22 protein-coding genes are annotated in these 23458 nt (G+C 71.5%); 13 read left to right on the top strand and 9 right to left on the bottom strand.

All coding sequences use genetic code 11. The features are described 5' to 3' along the window. Positions 1-229: 229 nt before the first annotated feature. The 5 genes from ACFYWX_RS31720 (at position 230) to ACFYWX_RS31700 (ending at position 2807) form a co-directional block, all read left to right on the top strand. The gene (locus tag ACFYWX_RS31720) at positions 230-403 is read left to right on the top strand and encodes a hypothetical protein (protein ID WP_389427970.1); all 174 of its coding nucleotides are present in this window, start codon (positions 230-232) and stop codon (positions 401-403) included. Then, positions 370-747, top strand: coding sequence for a YncE family protein (locus ACFYWX_RS31715; protein ID WP_389427968.1), 378 nt, complete (start codon positions 370-372; stop codon positions 745-747). Before ACFYWX_RS31720 ends, ACFYWX_RS31715 begins: the two co-directional genes overlap by 34 nt. Before the next feature lie 135 nt (positions 748-882). Continuing rightward, positions 883-1644 carry a carbonic anhydrase gene (locus tag ACFYWX_RS31710; RefSeq protein ID WP_389427966.1) on the top strand — a complete coding sequence of 254 codons (762 nt, stop codon included), beginning with the start codon at positions 883-885 and terminating at the stop codon, positions 1642-1644. An 88-nt stretch (positions 1645-1732) separates the two neighbouring features. Continuing rightward, positions 1733-2278, top strand: coding sequence for a hypothetical protein (locus ACFYWX_RS31705; RefSeq protein ID WP_389427964.1), 546 nt, complete (start codon positions 1733-1735; stop codon positions 2276-2278). Continuing rightward, positions 2271-2807 carry a CbrC family protein gene (locus ACFYWX_RS31700; RefSeq protein ID WP_389427962.1) on the top strand — a complete coding sequence of 179 codons (537 nt, stop codon included), beginning with the start codon at positions 2271-2273 and terminating at the stop codon, positions 2805-2807. The genes ACFYWX_RS31705 and ACFYWX_RS31700 overlap by 8 nt, the downstream gene beginning before the upstream one ends. A 36-nt stretch (positions 2808-2843) precedes the next feature. Here the strand turns inward: ACFYWX_RS31700 and ACFYWX_RS31695 are convergent, their stop codons facing one another. After that, positions 2844-3269 (bottom strand): hypothetical protein, encoded by a 426-nt coding sequence (locus ACFYWX_RS31695; protein WP_389427960.1) that lies wholly within the window; start codon positions 3267-3269, stop codon positions 2844-2846. A gap of 103 nt (positions 3270-3372) precedes the next feature. Further along, entirely contained in the window at positions 3373-6582 is a 3210-nt protein-coding gene (locus tag ACFYWX_RS31690; protein ID WP_389427958.1) for a BTAD domain-containing putative transcriptional regulator, read from the bottom strand. 308 nt (positions 6583-6890) lie between these two features. Between ACFYWX_RS31690 and ACFYWX_RS31685 the strand changes: the two genes are divergently transcribed. The 6 genes from ACFYWX_RS31685 (at position 6891) to ACFYWX_RS31660 (ending at position 11002) form a co-directional block, all read left to right on the top strand. After that, a complete protein-coding gene (locus tag ACFYWX_RS31685) occupies positions 6891-7289 on the top strand; it encodes a hypothetical protein (RefSeq protein WP_389427956.1) in 399 nt (132 codons plus the stop codon). A 106-nt stretch (positions 7290-7395) separates the two neighbouring features. Further along, complete coding sequence (locus ACFYWX_RS31680; protein ID WP_389427954.1) at positions 7396-8055, top strand: M15 family metallopeptidase; 660 nt, start codon at positions 7396-7398, stop codon at positions 8053-8055. Between the two features lie 207 nt (positions 8056-8262). After that, entirely contained in the window at positions 8263-8793 is a 531-nt protein-coding gene (locus ACFYWX_RS31675; RefSeq protein WP_389428105.1) for an RNA polymerase sigma factor, read from the top strand. An 89-nt stretch (positions 8794-8882) separates the two neighbouring features. Further along, positions 8883-9761: a C40 family peptidase gene (locus ACFYWX_RS31670; protein WP_389427952.1), complete on the top strand. Its 879-nt coding sequence runs from the start codon at positions 8883-8885 to the stop codon at positions 9759-9761. 66 nt (positions 9762-9827) lie between these two features. Further along, on the top strand, positions 9828-10601 hold the full coding sequence (locus tag ACFYWX_RS31665) for a M23 family metallopeptidase (protein ID WP_389427950.1): 774 nt from the start codon (positions 9828-9830) through the stop codon (positions 10599-10601). Further along, positions 10595-11002 carry a hypothetical protein gene (locus ACFYWX_RS31660; RefSeq protein WP_389427948.1) on the top strand — a complete coding sequence of 136 codons (408 nt, stop codon included), beginning with the start codon at positions 10595-10597 and terminating at the stop codon, positions 11000-11002. The genes ACFYWX_RS31665 and ACFYWX_RS31660 overlap by 7 nt, the downstream gene beginning before the upstream one ends. Before the next feature lie 78 nt (positions 11003-11080). Here the strand turns inward: ACFYWX_RS31660 and ACFYWX_RS31655 are convergent, their stop codons facing one another. After that, complete coding sequence (locus tag ACFYWX_RS31655; protein ID WP_389427946.1) at positions 11081-11464, bottom strand: hypothetical protein; 384 nt, start codon at positions 11462-11464, stop codon at positions 11081-11083. Positions 11465-11482: 18 nt separating this feature from the next. After that, positions 11483-11872, bottom strand: coding sequence for a hypothetical protein (locus ACFYWX_RS31650; RefSeq protein ID WP_389427944.1), 390 nt, complete (start codon positions 11870-11872; stop codon positions 11483-11485). Positions 11873-12112: 240 nt separating this feature from the next. On the opposite strand from ACFYWX_RS31650, the gene ACFYWX_RS31645 reads away from it, so the two are divergent. Continuing rightward, positions 12113-13303 (top strand): hypothetical protein, encoded by a 1191-nt coding sequence (locus ACFYWX_RS31645; RefSeq protein ID WP_389427942.1) that lies wholly within the window; start codon positions 12113-12115, stop codon positions 13301-13303. 109 nt (positions 13304-13412) lie between these two features. Continuing rightward, entirely contained in the window at positions 13413-13790 is a 378-nt protein-coding gene (locus tag ACFYWX_RS31640; protein ID WP_389427941.1) for a hypothetical protein, read from the top strand. Between the two features lie 12 nt (positions 13791-13802). Here the strand turns inward: ACFYWX_RS31640 and ACFYWX_RS31635 are convergent, their stop codons facing one another. The 5 genes from ACFYWX_RS31635 to ACFYWX_RS31615 form a co-directional block, all read right to left on the bottom strand. Beyond that, on the bottom strand, positions 13803-18398 hold the full coding sequence (locus ACFYWX_RS31635) for an FtsK/SpoIIIE domain-containing protein (protein WP_389427940.1): 4596 nt from the start codon (positions 18396-18398) through the stop codon (positions 13803-13805). A gap of 74 nt (positions 18399-18472) precedes the next feature. Then, complete coding sequence (locus ACFYWX_RS31630; protein WP_389427939.1) at positions 18473-19747, bottom strand: hypothetical protein; 1275 nt, start codon at positions 19745-19747, stop codon at positions 18473-18475. Continuing rightward, entirely contained in the window at positions 19744-20316 is a 573-nt protein-coding gene (locus ACFYWX_RS31625) for a sigma-70 family RNA polymerase sigma factor (RefSeq protein WP_389427937.1), read from the bottom strand. The genes ACFYWX_RS31630 and ACFYWX_RS31625 overlap by 4 nt, the downstream gene beginning before the upstream one ends. A gap of 305 nt (positions 20317-20621) precedes the next feature. Continuing rightward, positions 20622-20927, bottom strand: a complete 306-nt coding sequence (locus ACFYWX_RS31620; protein WP_389427935.1) for a hypothetical protein — start codon at positions 20925-20927, stop codon at positions 20622-20624. 150 nt (positions 20928-21077) lie between these two features. Next, positions 21078-23393, bottom strand: a complete 2316-nt coding sequence (locus tag ACFYWX_RS31615; protein WP_389427933.1) for a hypothetical protein — start codon at positions 23391-23393, stop codon at positions 21078-21080. Between the last annotated feature and the right edge of the window lie 65 nt (positions 23394-23458).

The following is a 23458-nucleotide window of genomic DNA, read 5'->3' as shown; positions in this document are numbered from 1 at the left end:
TGTCTGCGCAGGTGGCGGGGGCCGTTGGAGTGATGCCTTCACACCGTCGGGCCAGGTGGGGGGGCGGCGGTCCGGCTCGGATCAGCTCCTTGCAGACCATGTCCCTCACCCGACAGCGTGAACCGGCCCGGCGGGCCGCTTCAACGTGTACGGACCCGGTACGCGTTGGATGTCCGGCGGCGGGTGGGCGGTCCCGGGAGGTCGGCGGCGCCGGGCAGACGGGAGAGTCATGCAGTTCCGTGATCGCGCTCTGTTGCGGCTGCTGGACGCCGGTGAGCGGGCCGCGCTGCTGACCAACGCGGTCGGGGACCGGCTGTCGGCGGCGGCGTTCGCGTGCAGGCGTTCGGAGGCGGCGGGCGGGGCGACGGCGTGGACGACGAGCCGGCGGCTGTCGGTCCGGTGACCGCGGTCACGGCTCGACGGGTCGGGCTGCTGCCCGCCGCCGTGGCGAGGCAGTGGGTGGACGCGCAGATCCACGACCTCCAGACGAGCCGCCAGTGGCAGGTGTCGGCGGCGATTCCCGTGCTGCCCCCGCGTTCTCCCGCTGGCGGGACTCCCGACGGGGCGACCGCGCTGGTCGTCGCCAGTTTCGCGAACCTCCTCACGGTGATCGAGACGAGGACGAACCAGGTGACCACCACGCTGCCGGTCGGAGAGCTGCCGAAGCAGGTCGCGGTGGCGCCGGACGGTCGCCACGCCTACGTCACCGATTCGTCGTCCGGCACCGTGACCGTCGTCGACCTCTGAGGCTCCTCGGCAAGGTCAAGGAACTCCCTGGAAGGAACCAAGGGTTGGGCAACGTCCAGCCCTGGTTTCGCCACGCTCTCCCATGGTTCGGCAACGCGACGAAGCAAGCGCGTGCTCGGACATACGTTCCTCTCCGTGAACTCTGACGTCACCTCCCACAGATCCGTCGGTCTCGTGCCGACCGCCCCCGCTGCCACGCCCCGGCGAGCCCTCATTCGGGCAGGGCTGACGGGGGCCGCCGCCCTCGGCAGCGGCATCGCCCTCGGCGCGGCTCCCGCCTCCGCCGCCACCCCCGGCCTCCCGCGCCCCCGCCCCAGCACGCCGGAGGAGGCTCTGCGGGAGCTGGCGGCCGGCAACCGGCGCTGGCGCACCTACCGGGAAAGGCACCCGGACGAAACGCCCGCGACGCGGCGGAGCCTGACGTCCGGTCAGCATCCGTTCGCTGTCGTGCTCGGTTGTGTGGACTCCCGTGTTCCTCCGGAGCTCGTCTTCGACCAGGGCCTCGGTGACCTCCTCACCGTGCGCAGCGCCGGCGAGGTCCTGGACGAGGCCGTCATCGGCAGCGTCGCCTACGGGGTGCTCGAACTGGGGATACCGCTGGTCCTGGTGCTCGGGCACCAGTCGTGCGGTGCCGTGCGGGCGGCGGTCGAGGCGGACGTTTCCGGAGGGCGGCTGCCCGCCCACATCCAGTACCTGGCCGACCAGATACGCCCCTCGATCGACCGTACGAAGGAGGGCGACGCGCGCGTCGACGCGACCATCGACGCCAACGTACGGGCCGTCCGCTCCCGGCTCGCCGCGGAGCCCGACCTCGCGGCGAAGGTGAAGAGCGGGCAACTCGCCGTCGCCGGTGCCCGTTACGAGCTGAGCAGCCAGCTCGTCCACTCCGTCGTCTGACCCTCCGCATTCCCGGCGCGCGGGCTCCGCGGTCCGCGCGCCCGGCATTCGACCGTGTGTGTCAGTGCAGGCCGTTAGAGTGCCGCGCATGTCGCTGATCAGCTCCATCCTCAGGCACGACGACGTCGCCGCCTTCCTCGCCTGGCCGGGCGACTTCGACCTGGACCGACGCGACCACGGCGAGGAGGTGCACCTCGCCTCGGGCGCCGCGCTGGAGGGGTTCGCGGGTGACGGGGCAGGGGGCACCTTCTTCTTCTGCGGTGCGGGCGGCGAGGAACGTCCCATCCTGTACGCGGACTCCGAAGGGGGCGCGGCGCTCGTCGCCGTCGGTCTGCCCGAACTCCTGCGGCTTCTGCTGACGGCACCCTGGTGGCACGGCTGCCAGGCGTTCACGGCGGAGGAGAGCCGGGAACTCGCCGCGGAATACTTGGAGGACATGCCCGACCTCGCGGCTCGGCAGGAGCGGGTCGCCGCGGCCCTCGGCCTGGAACTCCCCGGCGAGGCCGACGTGTTGGCCCGTCTGCGTGAGGTCGTCACCGGGGCCGGTAAGGCCTACGTCCTCGTGTTCACGCCGGAGGACGAGCCCTACGAGCCCCTCTTCACGGGCGTTGTGGCGGACAGTGACCGTGACTGAGCCGCTTCCGGGGTTTCCCTACCACCCTGATCCCCTCGCCACCGGCTCCGTGGTGGCCGCCGACGCGGTGTGTGCGTGTTGCGGGAAAGCACGCGGTCACGTGTACGTCGGGCCGGTGTACGCCGTGGAGGAACCCGGGGGTCGGCTGTGCCCGTGGTGCATCGCCGACGGGAGCGCGGCCGCGACGTACGAGGCTCAGTTCTGTGGAGGTGCCGTGGGGGACGACGTGCCCAGGGAGGTGTTGTCGGCCATCGCCGAGCGCACGCCGGGGTTCTCCGGGTGGCAGGAGGCGCAGTGGCTGCTGCACTGCGGGGACGGCGCCGCCTTCCTGGGCCGCGTCGGTGCCGCCGAACTCGCGGACCATCCCGATGCGGTCGAGGCGATGCGGCAGGAGATGAGCGGCTGGGGCCGGCCCGCGGAGCGGACCGAGCACTACCTCGGCGCGCTGGACAAGGACGACCAGCCGACGGCGTATCTCTTCCGGTGCCGGGTGTGCGCGGCCCATCTCGCCTACTCCGACTTCACGTGAGCGTCGTGGCGGGCGTTCGCGTCGGTCTGCCCGGGGTCAGATGAACTCGCAGTCGACGTCCGCGTCTCCGGGGGCGTAGACGGGGGCGCCGGGCACCGGGGAGTTGTTGGAGCCGCCGCTGACGAACACCGCCGAGATCCAGCCGAGGGTCCTGCCCGGCGTGATGATCTGCACCCAGTAGGTGTTGGTGTAGGGGCCGTCGGTCACGCGGCCTTGCGCTCCGCCGTCCATCTGGCAGTAAGCCTGGACCCTGACTCTGGTCAGCCGCTCGGTGGTGGCGAGGTCGCAGGAGGTGCTCTGGCACGTGCGCACACGTACGTCGCTCGCGTACACGTACACGGAACCGGACGGCGGGTGGGCGGCCGCCGGCTGCGCACCCGAGATCAGGATGGACGCTACGACGACGAGCAGTCCGGCGAGTGAGCGCAGCGCTCTGACTGTCATGCGTGCGGTGTTCGGCATGGTGGATTCCTCTCCCGGCGGGGGTCGCGGGCGGCGGATGCCGCGCCGTCCACCCGGGTGACGGAGGGCGGTCGCGCCACGTATGAGTCCGGGGGTGGGTGCGTCAGGGCCGCGCGACGTCCGGTGGGTCCGGGGCCTCCAGGGCCTCGCGGCTGCCGAGTTCGCGGAAGATGTGCTGCGCCTGCTGTCGTAGCTCCCGCCCTGTGCGTGCGTCGCCCTTGGCCAGTTCGGCGGTGCCCAGGTCGCGGAGGGTGCGGGCGCGCCACAGGGGCAGTTCCAGTTTTTCCCACAGGGCGAGGGCCTGTCGCAGGGTGTCGGTCGCGGACTCCCGGTCGGACGCGGCGAGATGCCATTCGCCGAGTGTGCGCAGGACGAGGGCCTCCCCGAACATGTCCTGGCGCTCGCGGGTGATCTCCAGGCACTGGTCCAGGCGTCTCCGGGCCTCGGTCATGCGGCCCTGGCGGAACTCGACCTTGGCCAGGGACTGGTTCGCGTACATGGCGCCGAAGGCGTCGCCCGTCTCCTCGAAGATGTCGAGGGACTGCCGCAGCAGGGCCTGTGCACTCGTCAGGTCGCCCCGCGCCCGGTGGCACAGGCCCAGGGAGCGCAGGGCGAGCGCTTCACCGTGCCGGTCGTGTGCCGTCACGTACAGCCGGTGTGAGCGGGTCAGCGCGTCCCACGCCTCCTCGTGGCGGCCCTGGTCCCGGTACACGCAGCCGATGCCGTACTGGACGTGGGCCATGGCAGCGGTGTCCTCCGGCTCCCGGTAGAGCTCGAGCGCCGATGTCAGCAGGGTCAGGGCTTCGGTGAAGCGGGCCTGTTCGCGGCGTGCCGCGCCCATGCCGGACAGTGCGTCGGCGCGGCCGCGTCGTACGGCTCGCTCTTCGAAGAGGCGGAGTGCCGCGGTGAAGAAGGCGTGTCCCTCGTCGAAGCGGTCCTGTTCCAGGCGGAGTTGGCCGAGCCCGTTGAGCAGCCAGGCCTCGCCCTCCACGTCGCCGCCGCGGCGCACGGCCTCCAGGGCCACGTCGTGGGAGCGGGACCAGGCGTCGAACTGGTTGTAGAGCGCCGCGGAGGCCGCCATGAGGGCGGCGGCCAGCTCGCGGGCGGCGTCGAGCATCCCGTGTTCCGCGCAGTGTGTGACCGCGGCGAGCAGGCACCGCTGCTCGGCCGCGAACCAGGCGGTCGGCTCGTCGGTGAGGTGTGCCGGCTCGTCGTCGGGTCTTCTCGCGCCGCCCGCCGGTTGTGTCGGTTCGTCCGCCCGTCGCTTCGGCTCGTTCGTCACGGCGGGCGAGAAGAGCCTCGACGCGCCGCCCGGGCCGCGGGTCGCCGCGCTGCGGGACATGGTCAGCCAGCGGTCCACCAGGCGCAGTATCGCCGCCTCCCTGTCGTGGCGGTCCTCGTCGGCCAGACAGCGTTCGCGGGCGTACTCGCGTGCCAGATCGTGGATGCGGTAGCGGGTTCTGCCCGTCTCGTCGGTGCGCACGACCTCCACGAAGTGGCAGTCGACGAGTTGTTCGACGGCGTCCTCCGCGTCGTCGGCGGTCACGTCGAGGAGCGGTGCGGCGACCCACGCGGCGAAGTCGGGCAGGTCCATCAGGGCCAGGCGCCGAAGGGCGCGCTGTTCCTGGGCGTCGAGGTCGGCGTAGCCGAGCCCGAGGCCGGCGCGCACCTCCAGGTCGCCGGCCTGGAGTTCGTCCAGGCGGCGGCGTTCGTCGCGGAGCCGTGCCGCGAGCCGCGACGGTGTCCAGTGGGGGCGGGCGGCGAGGCGGGCGCCGGCGATGCGGACGGCGAGGGGGAGGCGTCCGCACAGCGCGACGATCTCGGCGGCCTGGCCGGGTTCCGTGGTGGGCCGTGCCGGGCCCGCCACCCGGGCCAGCAGGTCGAGGGCCTCCGCCTCGGAGGGCACGCCCAGATCGAGGTGGGCGGCGCCTTCGAGTGCGACGAGTCGGCGGCGGCCGGTGATCAGTACGGCCGAGCCGCCGCCCGGGGGCAGCAGGGGGCGCAACAGCGCTTCGTTGACGGCGTTGTCGAGGATGAGCAGCACCCTGCGCCGCGCGATGTGCGTGCGGTAGAGCCCGAGGAGGTCCTCCTCGTCGCGGGCCGGGGTGTCGGAGTCCACGCCGAGGGCGCGCAGCAGCCGGGCGAGGGCGTCCGCGGTCCGCACGGGTTCGGAGTCCGAGGCCCGCAGGTCGACGAAGAGCTGTCCGTCGGGGAACAGCTCGGCGGTGCGGTGGCCCACGTGGACGGCCAGGGCGGTCTTGCCGGTGCCCGACCGGCCGGAGATCACGCCGATGGGCGGTGCGGTGCGCCGCGGGTCCCGCACCTGGCCGAGGAGGGCGGTCGCCCAGGCGATCTGCTCGCCGCGTCCGACGAAGTCCGCCACGTCGGGCGGGAGTTGGGTGGGCGCCGGACGGCCGGATCCGTCGTACGGCGGCTCGGAACGGTGCTGCCGCGGGTGTGGGAGAGGGGTGTCCGCGCTCCCCCCACGCGCGGGGGCCGGTGGTTGTTCGGGGGTGGGGCTTCCCGCGGTGGGCGTGGCCCCGCGGCGGGCCGGGGTTCCCCCGAGCACGGTCGTGTCCGCGCGGAGCAAGGCCTGGTGGAGCGTGCGCAGTTCCTGGCCGGGGTCGATGCCCAGCTCCGTCCGCAGGAGGCGGCGGCCCTCCTCGTAGCAGCGCAGCGCGTCGGCCCCCCGGCCGGTACGGAACAGCGCGGTCATCAGCTGACCGCGCGGGCGCTCGCGCAGGGGGTTTGCGGCGACGTGGGCGACGAGTTCGGCGACCAGGTCCGTGCGACGGTCCAGGGCCAGTTCGGCGGCGAAGCGGAACTCCTGTGCCTCCAGGCGGAGTTCCGCCAGGCGCATGGCCTCCACGCGGGCGAAGGACTGGCCGAGGCCTTCCAGGGCGTCCTGTCCGCGCCACAGCCGCGTCGCCGCCTGAAGGGTTTCGACGGCTTCCTCGGCTCGCCCGTCGAGCGCCGCGCTGCGGCCGGCCGCGCACGCCTCCTCGAAGCGACGCGCGTCCACGGCGGAGGGCGGCAGTTCCGCGACGTAGCCCGGGGAGCGGGTGCGGATGACCTCGCCGCCCTGCGTGCCGGCCAGCGCGCGGCGCAGTCCGGAGACGTGCGTGGCGACCAGCGCCCGCGCGGTGGCGGGAGGTTCCTCCTCCCAGACCAGGTCGACCAGACGCCCGGCGGACAACACCTCACCGAGATGGACGACGAGAGCGGCGAGTATGGCCGTCGGTTTGGCACCGTTCAGCGGAATTCGAGTGCCGCCGCTCGACACTTCGACCGGCCCCAGAAGGCGAACGTCCACCGTGTCCCCCGATTTCACGTTCCCGCAAGTCAGGGACAAGATACCGGCGCCCACCGACAGGCATGCCTCTTACCGGTCTGCCTTTTTTCACGGCGGACCGGTGTGGACGGCGAGTGGCCGGAATTCGATGGGTGTGCGGTGGGATTTCCTATCAATCCGACGAAAAGACTGTCCGAGTTCCCCCCTTGGACGGACGGGGTCGGCCCGTCGTATGAGCGCCGGGAACGTGGTGCGGGGTCGGACGCATACGACCGCCGTTCCGAGGACGTCAACCGGGCGAATCGACGACCCCCGACCGGAGGAATTCCATGACCGGATCACCCAGCAAGCGAACCACCCGACTCCGCCGGACGGCGGTCGCCGCCGCGGCGGCGTGCGGCGCCGCCCTGTCTTCGGTGGCGGCCGCGCCGGCCCCGCAGGCGGCGGCCACGACCACCGTCTACGTCTGGGCCACCGACGTCAACATGCGGGCGTGCAGCTCGTTCTCCTGCCCGCCGTACAGTGGCGTGAAGGTCGGTCGGATGAACGTCAAGGCCTACTGCCAGAACAAGGGCGACACCCTCCGGGACGGACAGTACGTCAACGATTACTGGGTCCAGGTGGACGCCGGTGGCCCGCGCGGCTGGATCAGTGCGGTATATGTCAGCGGTGGCGTCAACTGGGGCCCCATTCCCGGCGTTTCCGAGAACTTCGAGAACTGCTTCTGACGCAGTCCGCTCAAAGGCACGCGAGTGCCCGCTCTGCAGGAGCGCTGCATCTCTTCCTACAGAAGATCTGCAGCGTTCCTGCAGAGCTCACCTCCACGCTGTGAGCGTGACGGAAATCATCCTGCTTTCGGATCACCGAGTCGCCGCGACGCGCGTCGCCGAGAGCGGCGACCCTCTGGTCGACGCCCGGGAGACGGCCGCACTGCGGGTCGACGCGCGCAAGGCCGACGACGACGGTTCGTACGCGCACGTCCGGGCCGACGTCCTGCGTCGGCTCCTGCTCGCCCAGGACGCGCTGCCCCCGGGACTGCGCCTGCTGCTGGTGGAGGGCTTTCGGCCGCCCGCTCTGCAGCGACAGTACTTCGACGAGTACGCGGACACCCTGCGCGCGGCCCATGCCGGCGCCCGGCCGGAACAGATACGCGAGTGGGCCAGCGCCTACATCTCGCCTCCGGAGGTCGCCCCGCACGTGAGCGGCGGCGCGGTGGATCTGACGCTGTGCACCGAGGACGGGGTGGAACTCCCCCTCGGCACCGAGGTCAACGCCACGCCCGAGGAGAGCGCGGGCGGCTGCCGTACCGCCGCGGTGAACATCGACGCCGAGGCGCGGGCCAACCGGGCGCTGATGGGCCGGGCGATGACGGCCGCGGGCTTCGTCAACTACCCGACCGAGTGGTGGCACTGGTCGTACGGCGACCGGTACTGGGCGCTGCTGACCGAGGCACCTGCGGCCCTGTACGCACCCGCCACCCGGAGCCGCTCATAGCGCGGCCGCGCCCGGACGGGCCCTAAGGCCGACTGCCAGGGCAGCGGGCAGCGGCACCACGTCGACGGCACCACATGCCGGACCGCACGCTGAGACAGACCCCGGGGGAACACCGTGGAGAACACCTGTATCTCGACGACGATGACCAAGTCGTCAGCCCTCTCCAACACGCTCACCACCACGACCACGACCACCAAAGTCGACCACATGACCGCGGCCGAGTTCGACGAGGCGTTCACCGCCGCGATGCCGAGGTTGCGGCGCCGGCTACTGGCCCTGACCGGCAATCCGCACGACGCCGACGACCTGGTGCAGGAGACGTATCTGAGACTCTCCCGCCGGGCCCGGGCCCGCACCCTGGCGCGGCAGCAGCAGCCGTACGCGTACACGTGCGCGGCGGCGCTGAACCTGCTGCGGGACCTGTGGCGGCATCCCGCGCGCCAGGAGCGCTGCACCGACCGGTTGCCCGAGCAGAGCTGGGACGGGGGCTTCGCCGGCAGGGAGGCCGAGGCGGTGGCGACCGCGCTGCTGAGCGGGCTGTCCCCCAAGGAGGCGGCCGCCGTGATCCTGGTCGACCTGGAGGGCCTGACCCACGACATGGCGGGTGAACGGCTCGGCGCGCACCGCGGCACCGTGCAGCGCAACCGCATGCGCGGCCTCGCCAAGATGCGCGCCGCGCTCGCCGCATACGAACCGGGCGTCTCGCCCGTCTCCTCCATGAAGACCGACCGTCCATGACGGTCCATGAAGACCGACCGACGCTGACCGTATCGGCCCGCTCATTCGCACATCCGCTCACAGCACGCACCGAACCAGGGGGACCCCACATGAGCCGCACGCACCGCACTTGGGCGATGGCAGGAGGACTGCTGCTCGCCACCACGTTGAGCTGTACGGGTACGGCGATGGCCGCCGCCGCGTCGCCGCTTTCCTCGAAGACAGCGGCCGCCGCCGACTGCCGTCCCCTGACGAGCGCGCCCGCCCAGGCGCAGGCGATCGTCAACGCCGCGTGCTCGCAGATCGGGGTGCCGTACTCGTGGGGCGGCGGCTCCATCCACGGCCCGACGTACGGTCAGGACTACCCCGACGGCGGCCCCGGCGCCCACGACAGCCAGGTGAAGGGCTTCGACTGCTCGCACCTTGTGCAGTACGCGGCCTGGCAGGGAGCGGGGATCGCGCTGCCCGAGGGGTCCTGGAAGCAGGCCCAGTGGAGCGGCGCGACGGCACGCTTCTCGCGCGACCAGGGGCTCGGCCCGCTGCAGCCGGGCGATCTGCTGCTGTGGGCGTCGAACCCGAACAACCTCAACAGCGTCCACCACATCGCCATCTATCTCGGCGACGGCAAGATGGTCGAGGCCCGGGAGTCCGGAACGCTGGTGATGGTCAGCGACGTGCGTCTGAACGCCCAGTACGCGGGCGCCCTGCGCATCGCCGGCGCCGAGGACCCGCCGGCGGGCACGAAGCGGTTCATGACCTGGGGCACCGGGGTGAGCCTCCGTCAGGAGGCCGGCACCCAGAAGCCCCCCGTGACCCGTCTGCCGGGGCCGACGGCGGTGGACGTGCTGTGCCAGGTCCACGCGGAGATGGTCCACGCCGAGGGCTACAGCAACGACGCCTGGTCGTACCTGCCGAAGTACAAGGCCTGGATCTCGAACATCTACATCGACGACCCGGCGGCCTGGCTGCCCGGGGTCCCCACCTGCTGATCCGCGGCGCCGACCACGCCGTTCAACCCGTTTGATCCCCCCTTCCTGCACGGAGGAGACCTCGCCATGCGCGTGTTCAAGCGAACCAAGTCCATCGGCCTGCTCGTCGCCGCGGTCGCCGCGACCGGGCTGATCCCGCTCACGGCCGGCGCCGCCGACGCCGCGCCACCCGCCAAGCCCGCCGACTACGCCGGGTCCTGCCCGGCCGCCGGAACGGTGACCCAGTGGTGGCACTCCGGCCACGACGGCGTCGACATCGCCAACAACCGCGGTACACCCATCTACTCCACCGGACCGGGCAGCGTCATCGCCTCCGGTCCCGCGAGCGGCTACGGCCAGTGGATCCGCATCAAGCACGACGACGGCACGGTCACCGAGTACGGCCACATGTACGAGCGTCTCGTCTCCGTGAACCAGCGGGTCAGCAGCGGTCAGCTGATCGCGCGCATGGGGTCCGAGGGCGACTCCTCCGGCAACCACCTGCACTTCGAGGCGCACAGCTCCACGGCCAGCACTCGGGGCATGGACCCCGTCCCCTACCTGGCGGCACGCGGTGTGAGCCTGCCGTGCACTCCGGGCAATGGGACGCCCGGGACCAACTTCAGCACGTGGGGCACGTCGGTCCGGGTGCGCGCCGACGCGCGGCTGAACGCGGCGGTCGTGCGCACGCTGACCGGGCCGACGCCGGTCTTCGTGGAGTGCCAGAAGCACGGCGACCTGGTCAACGCCGAGGGCTACAGCAACGACGCCTGGGCGTACATCCCGGCGCTCGGCGGCTACATCAGCAACATCTACATCGACCACCCCGCCGCCTGGCTGCCGGGGGTGCGTGAATGCTGACCGGCGTCCTCGCCGGTACGAGGGGTGTCGCGGCGGTCGCTCTGGCCGCCGCGCTGCTCCTCTCCCCCGGCCTCACCTCGTCCGCGCGGGCGGCCGACTCGGTGCCCTGCACCCCTGACCGTGACTACCCGGGAACGTTCCGGTGTCCGATCTGGGGGTCGAACGTCAATCTGCGCTCCGCTCCCGACTCGCAGGCCCCGGTCATCGCGACGTCGCCCGACAGCGGGTTCCTCAGGGTGCTGTGCCAGGTCAAGGGCGGGCGTTCGACCTACGGCGGTTACTGGCACACCTGGTGGGTCAAGACGCCGGCGGTGGGGATGGCGCCGTCCGCGTACATGAGCGAGATCTTCCTCGTCGGAGGCGGTGACGACGAGCCGGACTCGGGCCTGCCGACCTGCTGACCTGCCGACCTGCCGACCGACGGCACCGCACACGAGCAGTGGCCCCTGGGAATCCAGGGGCCACTGCTCGTTGCGGGTTCAGCACTCCTTCACCAGCGGTGAGGGATCGGCGCCGACGTTGACGTTGCCGCCCCAGACCCACGCGCCCTCGTAGAGCCTGCCGGTGGCGGAGTCGGTGACGTCGCCCCAGTACCAGACGTTGGTCGTGTAGCCGCCGGCCGTGACGCGTTCACCCGGGTACCAGCACAGGATGTCCTGGGAGAACCGGCCGGGCGCGGACCCGGTGTTGACGAGCAGGTCGCCGCGGGAGGAGGCGAGGTCGCGGACGTTGCTGTGCGTCTGGAGCGTCGCCACGACGCCGTCGGCGCGGGCCTGGGCGGTGCCGGTGCCGAGGGCGGTCAGGGTGAGGACCCCGCCGAGCGCGAGGGTCACGGCGGCGGTGCGGTGGTGGTGCTTGGCCATGGTGTCGTCCTCCTTGGGTCAGTTCCCGCAGACGTCTACGGAGTCGGACGGGTCCTGGCCGATGTTGACGTTGCCGCCCCATGCCCAGACGTTCCGGTACGTCTTGAAGGGGTCGGCGCCGTCGTGGACGGTGCCGTAGTACCAGACGTCCGTGGTGTAGCCGCCGGCGGTGACGCGCTGGCCGTGCACGTAGCAGACGCCGTCCAGGTAGTAACGGTCCCTCGTGGAACCGGTGTTGACGACCGGCACGTTCTGGGTGTGGGGCGCCGTGCGGACGTTGCTGTTCGTCTGCAGCGAGACGTAGAACCCCGAGGCGCCGGCCTGGGCGGTGCCGGTCGCTGCGAACAGGGAGAGCGCGGCGCCTGCGGCGAGGCTCGCGGCGGCGAGGCGGGTGCGGCGAGGGGGCATGGGTGCTCCGTGTGGTGTCGGGAATTGGGGCAGGACTTGATGTGCGCGGAGGGGACGAGGACGCCGGTCGAAGGTGTCGTCGGCTCGCGGCCCCTGCCGGGCAGACGGGTGCCGTGAACCCGTCGTATGAGAGTTCCGGGGGCAAAGGGCTTCTCGGCCCGGTTCTCATACGGCGCGGGGCGTGGCGCCGTCCAGCCGGTGGTGCGAGCGACGCACCTCGACCGGACAACGAGGATGACGATGACGACCTCACGCAGCGATTCCGGATGGGCCCGGTCACGGCCGGCCCGTCGCCGCGCGGCGCGGGCGGGCCTGCCGGCCGCCGCCCTCGCGGCGCTCCTGTGCACCACCGCCACCGCCGCACCGGGCACGTCCCCGTCGCCTTCGCCGCCGGCGTCGGCGCGGGCCGACGTGCCGGCCGGGGTGACGGCGGGCGTCGCGGTCTTCGACCGCCAGACCGGCACGTTCACCGAACAGATCAACACCGCCGGGCAGTTCCGGTCGGCGTCCGTGGTCAAACTGCTGATCGCCCTGGACGTTCTCTGGAACCGCGGCCCCGACGCCCTGTCGGCCGCCGACAGGTCCCGGATCGACACCATGCTGCGCGGCAGCGACGACGCGGCCGCGAGCACGTTCTGGGCGAACAACGGCGGGGGCGCGATCGTCGACCGGATGGTCGCGCGCCTCGGTCTGACGGACACCGCCCGGCCGCCGTCGACGCACCCGGGCTACTGGGGCTACACGGCTCTGTCGGCCCGCGACACCGTGAGGATCTACCGCTACCTGCTGGACTCCGCTCCCGCACCGGTACGCGACTACGTCCTCGGCAACCTGCGGCAGTCCACCCGCTGCGCCACCGACGGCTACGACCAGCACTTCGGGATCGCCGGCTCCTTCAACCGGCCCTGGGCCGTCAAGCAGGGCTGGTCCGGCTTCAGTTCGGGCGGTTGCACGGCGACCGCCGCGACGGCGGCGGGGCCGAAGGCACGGTCGGGCGCGGGCGCCGACGCCGTGGACCTCTCGCGTCCGGCGCTGCACACGACGGGTGTGGTGGGCGCGGGCGACCGTTCCATCGTGGCCGTCTTCACCCTGCACCCGAGCGGGACGTCCTACGGCAAGGCGTACTCGGACGTGGGGCGGCTGACCCGTTCGCTGAACGTCCCCGGCGCCTCGCGCCCGGCCGGCACCTGGATCGGCACGTGGGGCAGCGGAGTCCGGGTCCGTACGCAGGCGACGTCCACGTCCGGGGCGGTCACCACGCTGCCCGCCGGTGTGGAGGTCCTGGTCGGCTGCCAGAAGCGCGGCCAGCAGGTCAGCGCGCCGCCCTACGTCAACGACTGGTGGGCCTACCTGCCCCAGTACGGCGGCTACATGACCAACATCTACCTCAGCGTGCCGGAGAACCAGGTTCCCGGGGTGCCGGTCTGCTGACCGGGCGGTGAGCAGCGGTCGGGGCGGCTCATACGGCGGGGGCCGACGCGTCGTCCCCTTGGCGGGACGACCTTCCGACGAGACGACCTTCGCGTGAGGGAGAACAGCGATGTACAAGCGCGTGCTCGGAGCCCTGGCCGCGACCGCGGCCGTCGCCGGTGTGCTGGGAACGGCGCCGGCGGCCTCGGCCGCACCGAACCCACCGGGTTGTGGCAAGGGCTACTTCTGCATGTTCTCGGACCTGTCGCAGGGGGGTCGGCTGGTCCTGAAGTCGGCCGGGAACTGGTCGGGCAGGGCCACCGGCATGTCCATCTTCAACAACGGCTCGCCGCTGCCCGGCCTCGACCACATCCAGGTCGAGTGGGGCTGGGAGGACGGCGGTCACTTCTCGGACTGCCTGCACTACAACCCCGGCCCGGGCGAGTACTCCCGCAGCTTCGGGGCCAACGCCGTCTTCACGAAGGTGACGTGGCGCGGCGAGTGCTGATCCGACCGGTGGTCATTCGAGGTGGACCTCGGGGACCTGGACACTGACCAGCTCCCCCGAGCGGGGGTCGACGGTCAGGGCCCGGCCGGTCCTGCGGTTGCGCAGGTGGGCGTGGGTCAGGCGGACGCCCAGGATGTCGCCCTCCATCAGGCTCTGGGGGTCCAGCAGCACGCCCCGGCGCTGCCGTTTCAGGGCGCCCAGCCAGCCCATCGCTCCCGCCATGGTGTCCCCCGTGGCGGCGGCGACCACGCCGATGCCACGCTCCCTGCCGGATTCGACCAGGGCACGAAGGTCCGCTTCGATGTCCGGCAGGGTCAGCAGGTCGGCGTCGTCGACGAGGACGACGCGGGGCTCGCTGCCGGTCTCCAGGGCGGCGGTGAACTCCTGTGCCGTGGGCGTGCGTGACGTGAGCAGTTGTACTCCCGGATGTCCGTGCAGGGTGCGCAGCGGTGAGTCCCGGGGGGTGAGGACGACGAGCCGGGTGCCGGAGGAGAGCAGGGAGACGGCGAGGCTCGCCAGGGTGGTGCTGCGGCCGGAGCCGGGCGGCCCGGCGACCGCCAGCGTCGGTGAGGAGTCCGCGAAGTCCACGCCCACCGGTGCGACCTCGTCGCCGCCCAGCCCCAGCAGACCCCACATGGGCCGGCGGAGCTCCTCGGGCACCTTTTCGTACGCCTCGGTGTAGGCCACCTTCGCGGGCAGCGAGCCGATGCGGAGGGGCCGGCGGGCGGCGGGGAGTCCCGCGTCGCGGCGGGTCGCCTCGGCGCCGATCGCGCGCAGCGCCTCCGCCTGCTCCTGACCGGATGCCCCGGGCCCGAGCAGGGCCACCTGGATCTCGGTGCCGTCGGAGGTCCAGCCCTGTCCGGGCCTGATGACGTCGGGCAGTTCCTGCCAGCGTTTGCCCACGGCGTGGTACTCGGTGCGTTCGTTCAGCCGCAGCAGCAGCTTGTTGTCGTTGAGCGAGGCGGCCCGGCCGGCCAGCAGGGCGCGCTCGGACGTGGCGACGACGTGCAGGCCGGAGGCGGCACCCTCCCGCAACAGGCGGGTGAGCTGGTCCATCTGCCGGCCGCCGTTGTGTTCGGCGACGAGGTCGACGAGCGCGTCCCAGCCGTCGATGAGCAGCAGCACGTGTGCGGGGCGGGCGGCCGTGGGGACGATCTCGCGCAGCTCCGCCAGGTTTGCGGCGTGATGGTGCGTCAACTGTTCCTGGCGGCGCTCCAGTTCCGCTTCGAGCCGGGCGAACAGCCGCTCCAGCCGTTCGGTGTCGCTGCGGGGCACGACGGCTCCGCAGTGCGGCAGCACGCCCAGGGCGGACAGTGCGCCGCCCGCGAAGTCGACGCCGTACAGGTGCACGTCCGCGGCGGAGTGGCCGCGGGCCAGCGCCCCTGCCATGGTCCTCAGTACCTGCGACCGCCCGGAGCGGGGGATGCCGATGACGTACAGGTGCCCGAAGGTGTCGAGGTCCAGCTGGACCGGCAGTTGCGCCTGCGACTCGGGCAGGTCCGAGAGGGCCCAGGGCACCGGGGCGAGACGGGTGCCCTCGGTCGGTTCGGGCTGCGGCAGGTCGTCGATCAGTACGTTCTGGTCGATCGGAGGCAGCCATGGGCTGGGCTGCGGGGCGCAGCCGAGGAGTTCCGCCGCCTCGCGCACGGCTTCGACGAGGGCGTTGAGGTCGGTGGGAAGGTCGTCGTCCGGGACGGCGGCAGCGGGCTCGGCGACGGGCCCCGGCAGTGCGATGGCACGGCCGAGACGCTGCCAGGGCAGGTCGGTCCCCCACATCTGCGGAGTGTCCTCTCCCGTGCGGTGCTGCGGCTGCGACACCGGTTCGGCGCCGGGTCGGGTGGTTCCGGCGTACGCGGTCTGGAACGGGACGACCGTTCCGTGCCCGAGGCGTGCCAGGGCCCGCCCGGGGGTGTTCGCGGAGATGCTGACCGCGTCCTTGGTGTCGATGACGTCCTGGCTCTCGGCGGTGTCGGTGACGCGCAGGGCGATCCGCAGATTGGTGTTGGCGCGGATGTCGGCGCTGACCACGCCCGCCGGGCGCTGAGTGGCGAGGATCAGATGGATGCCCAGGGACCGGCCGCGCTGGGCGATGCTCACCAGGCCGGGGATGAAGTCCGGGATCTCCCGGTACAGGGTGGCGAACTCGTCGATGACGAGGACCAGCCGGGGCACCGGTGCCAGCTCGGGGGTACGACGGCGCATGCCCTGGTATTCGGGCAGGTCCTTGGCCCCGGCCGCCGCCAGGATGTGCTCACGGCGCCGCAGCTCGGCCGACAGCGAGGTCAGGGCACGCTGGACGAGATGGCTGTCGAGGTCGGTGACCATGCCCAGGGTGTGGGGCAGCTTGACGCAGTCCTTGAAGGCGCTGCCGCCCTTGTAGTCGACGAGGACGAAGGTCAGCTCGTCGGGCCGGTTGACGGCGGAGAGCGAGGCCACGAAGGTCTGCAGCAGCTCCGACTTGCCGGATCCGGTGGTGCCCGCGACCAGGCCGTGCGGACCGTCCTTCACCAGGTCGAAGGCGGCCGGGCCGTCGTAGCCCGCGCCGATCAGCAGCGAGGTGGACGACGGCCGCTCCGTCCAGCGCGCCGCTATCGTCCGGCCGCTCGGCTCCGGCAGCCCCAGCAGGTCCAGGAGGCCGACGCTGTCGGGCAGGCCCTCGGAGGCGTCCGGGGTGACGTCGTGGATCGGCGCGATGCCCCGGGCGAGGCGCTCGCACCAGGCGGGCTCGACCAGGTCGGGGCGGATGTCGGGGACGTCGGGCTGTCCGGTTCGGCGCAGGGTCAGCCGCTGGTCCTCGTACCGGACGACCGCAGTGCACTCCTCGGGGAGGAGGCGTTCCTCGTGGTCCAGGCAGAGGGGGAAGATCCGGACGGCCGGGCCCTCCTTCAGGATGGAGACGACACCGGGGACGTCGCGCAGGCGGCGGGCGCCGTCCATCACGACCAGCACGTCCGGTTCGCTGAGCAGGGCCTTGCTCATGGTCGACTCGGTGGCCCGCTGGCGGGTGCGCAGGGTGGACACCAGCTCGGCCACGCGGTTGGCGACCGTCTCCGGGTCGTTGCCGATGAGGGTGACGGCTCCTCCGCGGGATCCGGGCAGGCCGTCCCGGGAGTGCGGCAGCCAGCAGGCCCACTCCCAGGACTCCTGGGACGTCTTGTCGGTGAGGATGACGATCCGCAGGTCACGGGGGGTGTGCAGCACGGCGGCCTGGGCCGTCATCCACCGCGCCAGGGCCTGCACCGGACCGGTTTCCCCGGCCAGGCCGACCACTGAGCAGTGCTCCAGGTCGACGCTGACGGGAGCGCCGGGGATGGTCCAGTGGACCGACGTGTGGTTCTCCTCGCGCGCCGAGTCGTCGATGCCCAGCAGGGACAGCTGTTCGGCGGTCCCGATCCGCAGGGCGAGGTGGTCCGGGTCGCCGTGGCGGCGCTCCCACAGCCGGTGGCCGGGGCCGACCGCCCACAGTCCCGCCAGCGCCGGGTCGGGTGCGCTCTCGGTCCGCAGCCGCTGCTCCTTGGCGACGCGGTAGCGGACGTCCTCCTCCAGGGAGCCGCGGCGCAGCCGGTAGACGCGGCACTTCTCCTCGTAGTCCTTGCGAGCCTGGCGCCGCCCGCTGAAGTGGTTGGCCGCCATGATCAGCGGCGACACGAGCATGAAGACCAGGTAGTAGTACGAGTTCCAGAAGAGGACCATGGCGATGCCCATGACCATCGGGGCGAACGCCATGATGAGCGGAATGGGTCTGCGCCCGGGCGCCTCGGGTGGTGCGGGCAGCCGGAAGCGCTCGGGTGCGAGGTGCGGCAGGATGCGCGGCGGGCGGTTGTAGTCCAGGCCGCCGCCGCCCTCGGACGGCACCACCGCGGCGTCCCTGCGCGTCGGTTCGGCCAGCCGCAGCAGGAATCCGCCGACGGCGAGTTCGCCACCGAGGGGCCAGGGCTCCCAGCCGTCGGGGAGGTCGGCGGTGTCCCAGGAGGGGCCGGTGTCCTGCTCCTCCTCTTCGTCCGCGTCCTCGTCCACCAGGGGGAGCAGGGGGAGGTCGGGCTTGCCCCGGTGCTCCGGCGGCTCCGGGAGGGACAGCCGGGCCGTGCCGTCCGCGGGCAGCTCGACGATGGCGGATCCGTCCGGGCGCACGGTGACCCGTATGCCGTCGGCCGGAACGCCGCGTCCCTCCAGCGGTACGGCGGAGCCCTCCAGGGGGCCGATGCCGTGGGTGCCGACGCCGCAGGCGTACACCCGGCCGGCGTCGGGTCCTCCCACCACCTGCAGTTCGACGACCGGTGAGTGGTCGATCCGGTGCGGCTGCGGCATCACGGAGCGCTCGGGCCCGTACTCCGTGCCGGCCGGCGCGGCGGGGGCTCCGAGGCCGATGACGCTGCCGTCCATGACCGGGGTGGCGGCCAGCGACGCTCCGGGGGGCAGCACTTCGCCGTCCAGGTAACAGGGGGGCGCGGCGGGCGCCTTCGTCATGTCGGATCCGGTGTCGCCCGCCCGCATCCGGACCAGGTGTGCGGCGAACTCCCGCACGGGGGTGGAGGCGTCGGCGCTCAGCATGACGTCCTGACGGCTCGCGGGGTCGCCGTCGACAACGGTGGTGATGAGGAGTTTCACGTCTCCCCTTCGGTTCTTGGGGGCGAGCAAGGCAGTGGGTGGGGCGGTGGCGCCGGACGTGGTACGGCTGCGGGCTACTCGTCGCCGGTGGAGGACGCCTGGGCGGGGCGGGTGCGGGCGGTGGCCGGTTCGGACAGCAGGTCGGAGCCGGTGACGGTGCGGGGCGAGGCCTGGACCGGGAGCGTGGGTTCCTCGGTGAGGTCGGAGGGCTGCGGCGCCCGCCGCTCCGGTAGAGCGCGCGGTTCGACGGCCTGCTCGACCGGGCGGCCCCGTTCGGGTGCGCGGCGCGAGCGGCGCCGGTCCGCCCGTACGGCCGCGGCGACGGCCCTGCTCAGCGGGGCGCAGTCCGCGTACAGGCCGAGTTCCGGGGCGGTGACGCGGCCCCGGGCGTCGACGCGCAGGGCCCAGCTGTGCCCGGGCACCGGGCCGTCGACGAGACAGACGGCGGTGCCGGAGGCGGCGAGCGCGCCCAGCGTGCGGGCCTGTTCCCGGGTGGGTCCTGCGCAGACCACGACGCCGGTGGTGGCGGTGACCACTTCCTGCGGTTCCCCGGCGACCGATGCGGGGGGCGTGTCCTGCAGTTCCCGCAGCACGGTGTCGAGCCGCTCCCCGTGGTGGTGGGGGTGAACGCCGTCCGTCACGGTCACCGAGGCTCCGCTGCCGGGCCGGTCGAGCTGGGCGGCCAGCGCGTGGAGCAGGCGTGTGCGGGCGGCGGAGTCACCTTCGACGGTGATCATCCGTGGCCCGGCGGCCAGGTCGAGATGGACGCAGGCGTCGTCCGCCATACCGACGGCGACGGGCAGCGGCCGGACCCGCGTACCGGCGCGGGGCGCGGCGTCGGGGAGCGCCGCCACGTCGGCGGCGTGGTCGGCGTTGTCGAGTTCCAGGCACCAGGACTGCGGCCCCGGACCGTCGTCGGCCTCCCACGGAGCGGGGGGATCGGGCAGCCGCCGCGCGGCTATCTGGACGGCGGCCCACCCCGGCCGGGTCCGCAGACCGTAGGCGAAGGCCCCGGGCACGTCGCCGAGGGCGGCCCCGGCAGCGTCCAGCAACCGGCGTACGAGCACTCCGGCCCGGGGGTCGGACAGCTGGCGGGCCAGGGTGCGGACCCCTCGGCGGTGGCGCCGGTACGCGCGCAGCGGCTCACCGAACGCCCGCCGGGTCAGGGTGAGCTCCCGGGCGACGCGTCGCCGGCAGCGCCGCCAGCCGCCGTGCCTGCGTACGACGTGCCGCAGCAGGAGGAAGAGCAGCAGGAGCACGACGACGGCGACGAGGATCATCGTCCACACCGACGTGTCGGGCTTGGCCAGCGCGATGAGGTGGCCGGGTGCCCGGGTGCCCGCCGTCATGCCGCCGCCATCAGGTGCCGGGGGTGGCGTCGGCGCAGCTCCCGCAGGGCGTGGTGGGTCCGGGACTTCACCGTGCCCGGCGGTATGGAGAGGGCGTCCGCGGCGTCCGGGCCGGTCCAGCCCAGGACGTAGACGTAGAAGAGGATCTCGCGATGGGGCAGGGAGAGACGGGAGAGGGCGTTCACGAGGAAGCAGCGGTGGACCACCTGGTTGATGGGGTCCACGGGTTCGGCATGCGTCTCCAGGAGTTCCTGGTGGAACTCGGGGCGTGCCTGCTCGCGTCGGGTCCAGTCGACCACCAGGTTGTGGGCCACCCGGAACAGCCAGGCCCGCGAGGCCGACCAGCCCGGTGGCTGGTCCGCGGAACTGAGCCAGGCGCGCAACAGCGTCTCCTGGACGAAGTCCTCGGCGCGCTGCCGGTCGCCGCGCAGCAGTCCGCTGACGTAGCGCAGGAGCGGCCCGTGGTGCCGTTCGTAGAGCTCACGGACGGATCCGTCGGCGGTGGGAGCGCTTCCATCGCGTCTGTGAGAGCTCCCGGCTGCGCAGGGGCTGGTCGTGGGCGTGCTCATGGGTTGCCTCCCCCAGTACCGGCGTCGCTGTCATGTGCCGGTCCGGTCGTGCGCCGCGCGTGCGGCATGAGCTGAGCTGAGTGAACCGGGGTAACCCCAGGGTGACCAGCACGTTCACGATCGGAACGGGTGATTCCTGTTGAGGCGTGAGTCTATGTGTGCTGCTCTGACTTTCAAGAGGTGCCGAGGTGAACGTGAGGTTCTACACGAGAACGTGACCAGGGCGAACGTGAGGACATGCCCAAGGGGTGCCGACCGGGAGGGAGATCCGGGGCGGCACCCCTGGGGCCTTGCGGGGCCGTCGGTCACTTGGTCGGGGGCATGCTGTCCCTGATCTGCTCGTCCGTCTTGAGGAAGTTGTCCTTGACCTGCCGGTACTGCTTCGCGAACTGCGTAATGTTCGTCACCGCCTCTGTCACCGACTTGTTGAAGGCCGTGTAGGAGTCCTCCAGTGCCTGGCGGCTCGCCGGCAGCACCAGGCCGCTGTCGAGCAGGCTGACGACGTCGTTCTGCAGGCTCTGCAGCTGGGGCACCAGGGTGTGGTGGACGGCGTTGTCGAGCTTGGTGGCCGTGGCTTCGACCATCTCGTCGTCGATGTGGAGCTTCGCCATGTTTCCTCTTCGTGTTTCTGTGCGGCCGGTCGTGAACGACCAGCGCATGTGGTGATGGGTGGAACCGGCCGGCGCACGACCGGGGTCGCAGCAGTCCGGTGGGGCCCTGCGGGCGCGCCTGGGTAGGGGGAGGGGGGCGCCCGCAGGGAGTCATGGGGTGACCTGGTCGGCCTTCCGTTTCTCCTCGGCATCGAGCTCGGGGAAGGCCCAGCCGTCCTCCGCGTACTCCGGGATGCTTCTGGAAGCCCCCAGCTCCCACGGGTAGACGTACTTCGTGCCGTCCTCCCGGTAGTAGACGCCTCTGCGCCAGAACTCGAGGACTTTGCCGTTCGCGTCGGTGACGTAGCGCGCTTCGAAGTCCCCGTCGGTGGTCGTGACGACCTTGGTGACGGAGCCGTCGGAGGCCTTGTAGGCCGACACGGTGGTCTGTTTGCCGGACTCGCCCGGCTGGAAGGTCTTGGTGGTCTCGGTGTAGGGCTTGTCGTCGTTCGGACGCCCGGTGTCGTCGACGATGGAACTCTCCACCCTCAGGTGGACGGGAAGGTGGCCCAGCGTTTCGTTCTCGGGGTCGGTCGACACCGCGAGTTCCCATTCGTCGCTGCCGGGCTTCTGCTTCCAGATCTGCAGGATCTCGTCGTCCCCGTTCACGACGTAGCGGATCGGGGAGCCCCCCTCGGGGTTTGCGGCGGTGTGGGCGTCGGAGTCCACGACCACCTTGGTGACGGAGCCGTCGGAACCGTGGGTCACCGTCCGGTAGTCACCGTCTCCCAACAACTTGGTGGTGGTCTCCTCGTACCGGAGGCCGTTGTTGTCGGTGATGGTCGTCGTCGTCTCGACGGGCTGGCCGTTCCTGTCGACCTTGATCTCGCCCTTCTCGTCGAGCCTGTACGAGACCTTGACGGTGCCGTGCTCGGTGACCCGCTCGAACTCCTTGGGCACGGGCGGCGGTTCCGACTCCGGATGCGGGTCCTGCCCTCGCCTGATGTACAACGGGTCGGGCTTGCCGCTCTCAAGCTTCCACGGCGCCTGCTTGTCCAGCTCCTCGAAGGCCTCGGCACGGTTCTTCTGGAACTCTTCCTCCCGCTGCCCCAGGGCCTCGTCGTCCTTGCCCAGCTGCTTCAGCGCCTCGTCGTCGGCAGCCTGGTCCTTCCACAGGGCTTCCTGCTGCTTGTGGAGGTCGTCCGACCGTGGCTGGAAACGGTCCTGCTCCTTGCCCAGAGCCTCGCGCTGCGAGTCCAGGGCGTCCTGTTGCTTCCGCTGCTCCTGCGCCAGCTCTTCCCGCTCGGCGCCCTGTTCCTTCCACAGGGCCTTCTGCTCACCGAGCAGTTCCTGCTGTCGCTTCGCCAGCGGCTCCTGGTCCTTGATGAGCGCTTCCTGCTCCTTGTCCAGATCCTGCTGTCTCCGGCTCAGAGGCTCGAACGCCTTCTCCTGTTCCTCCTGCTGCCTTTCGTGCAGGTCCTCCCACTTCTTCTGCAGGGGTTCGCCCTCTTGCTTCCAGAGGGTGTCCTGTTCGGCCGTCAGGGCGTCCTGTTTCTTCTGCCAGGCGTCCCACTCGGCCTGCGTGGCATTCTTCTTGCGCACGAGGGCGTTGCGCTCGGACCAGAGAGCCTCCTGCTTTTTCTGCAGGGTGTTCTGCTTGGCGTCGTAGCTGTCCTGTTCCCTCTGCAGGACTGCCTGCTGCGCCAGGAAAGCAGTCTCCTGCCTGTGACGCAGATCCAATTCCTCGCGCCACAACGCCTGCTGCTTCTTCTGCAGCTCCTCCTGGCGTTTCTGCAGAGGTTCCTGTTCCCTCTCCAGGGCCTGGAACTTCGCGTCCTGGGCGTCCTGTTCGGCCTTGAGGGCCGCCTCCTGGCCGTTGCGCCGGTCCAACTGCTCACGCCACAACGCCTTCTGCTTCTGCTGAAGCTCCTCCTGGCGTTTGCGCAGAGGCTCCTGCTCCTTGTCCAGGGCGTCGTTCTTCCGCTGCAGTTCGTCCTGCCGCTTCTGGAGCTCTTCCTGCTTCTTCTCGAGAACCGCGCGCTTCTTCGCCAGTTCGGCCCGCTCCTGCTTCAAGCGGGTCTCCTGGGCGGCATACCTCATCCGGAGGTCGTCGGCCTGCACCTTCTTCCGCTTGGCGTCCATCCGTTGCTCGTAGGCCTTGATGTCGGCCTCGGCCTGCTGCCGGTGGAGAGTGGCCGCCTGCTGGGCGGCGGAGCCGGCGACGCCCGCGTCCGCGTCGTAGAGGGTCTTGCCGATGTCGTCGAGCAGGTTGCCGAGGTCGGTCAGGACCTGCCAGGCGTCGCGAAACGACTTCCGCCAGTCGTTGTAGAAGTCCGTGAGCGCACCGGCCGTCTGCTTACGGGGGCCGATGTCCGAGCGCGGAAAATCACGCTCTTCCTTCTCCTTCTTTTCCAGTTCATCACGGAGATGCCATACCCGCCGCGCAAGTTCGTACATCAGATCGTAGTCGACCGTCATTCGAGCCACGTCTTCCGTCCTTCCTTCCGGGCCTCGGCGGCGAATCGTTCCGTGATGCGTGGTGACCCTCGCAT

It is taken from the genome of Streptomyces sp. NPDC002888, assembly GCF_042888465.1.
Taxonomy (GTDB): Bacteria; Actinomycetota; Actinomycetes; order Streptomycetales; family Streptomycetaceae; genus Streptomyces.
This window is presented reverse-complemented; position numbering and strand designations above follow the sequence as displayed.

What these genes read in the sequence shown, in the direction of transcription:
- ACFYWX_RS31665 (WP_389427950.1), top strand. Translation starts at nt 9,828, where the DNA reads ATGCGCGTGTTCAAGCGAACCAAGTCCATCGGCCTGCTCGTCGCCGCG.
- ACFYWX_RS31640 (WP_389427941.1), top strand. Translation starts at nt 13,413, where the DNA reads ATGTACAAGCGCGTGCTCGGAGCCCTGGCCGCGACCGCGGCCGTCGCC.
- ACFYWX_RS31660 (WP_389427948.1), top strand. Translation starts at nt 10,595, where the DNA reads ATGCTGACCGGCGTCCTCGCCGGTACGAGGGGTGTCGCGGCGGTCGCT.
- ACFYWX_RS31620 (WP_389427935.1), bottom strand. Translation starts at nt 20,927, where the DNA reads ATGGCGAAGCTCCACATCGACGACGAGATGGTCGAAGCCACGGCCACC.
- ACFYWX_RS31655 (WP_389427946.1), bottom strand. Translation starts at nt 11,464, where the DNA reads ATGGCCAAGCACCACCACCGCACCGCCGCCGTGACCCTCGCGCTCGGC.
- ACFYWX_RS31630 (WP_389427939.1), bottom strand. Translation starts at nt 19,747, where the DNA reads ATGACGGCGGGCACCCGGGCACCCGGCCACCTCATCGCGCTGGCCAAG.
- ACFYWX_RS31670 (WP_389427952.1), top strand. Translation starts at nt 8,883, where the DNA reads ATGAGCCGCACGCACCGCACTTGGGCGATGGCAGGAGGACTGCTGCTC.
- ACFYWX_RS31720 (WP_389427970.1), top strand. Translation starts at nt 230, where the DNA reads ATGCAGTTCCGTGATCGCGCTCTGTTGCGGCTGCTGGACGCCGGTGAG.
- ACFYWX_RS31705 (WP_389427964.1), top strand. Translation starts at nt 1,733, where the DNA reads ATGTCGCTGATCAGCTCCATCCTCAGGCACGACGACGTCGCCGCCTTC.
- ACFYWX_RS31685 (WP_389427956.1), top strand. Translation starts at nt 6,891, where the DNA reads ATGACCGGATCACCCAGCAAGCGAACCACCCGACTCCGCCGGACGGCG.
- ACFYWX_RS31650 (WP_389427944.1), bottom strand. Translation starts at nt 11,872, where the DNA reads ATGCCCCCTCGCCGCACCCGCCTCGCCGCCGCGAGCCTCGCCGCAGGC.
- ACFYWX_RS31645 (WP_389427942.1), top strand. Translation starts at nt 12,113, where the DNA reads ATGACGACCTCACGCAGCGATTCCGGATGGGCCCGGTCACGGCCGGCC.
- ACFYWX_RS31695 (WP_389427960.1), bottom strand. Translation starts at nt 3,269, where the DNA reads ATGCCGAACACCGCACGCATGACAGTCAGAGCGCTGCGCTCACTCGCC.
- ACFYWX_RS31675 (WP_389428105.1), top strand. Translation starts at nt 8,263, where the DNA reads ATGACCGCGGCCGAGTTCGACGAGGCGTTCACCGCCGCGATGCCGAGG.
- ACFYWX_RS31625 (WP_389427937.1), bottom strand. Translation starts at nt 20,316, where the DNA reads ATGAGCACGCCCACGACCAGCCCCTGCGCAGCCGGGAGCTCTCACAGA.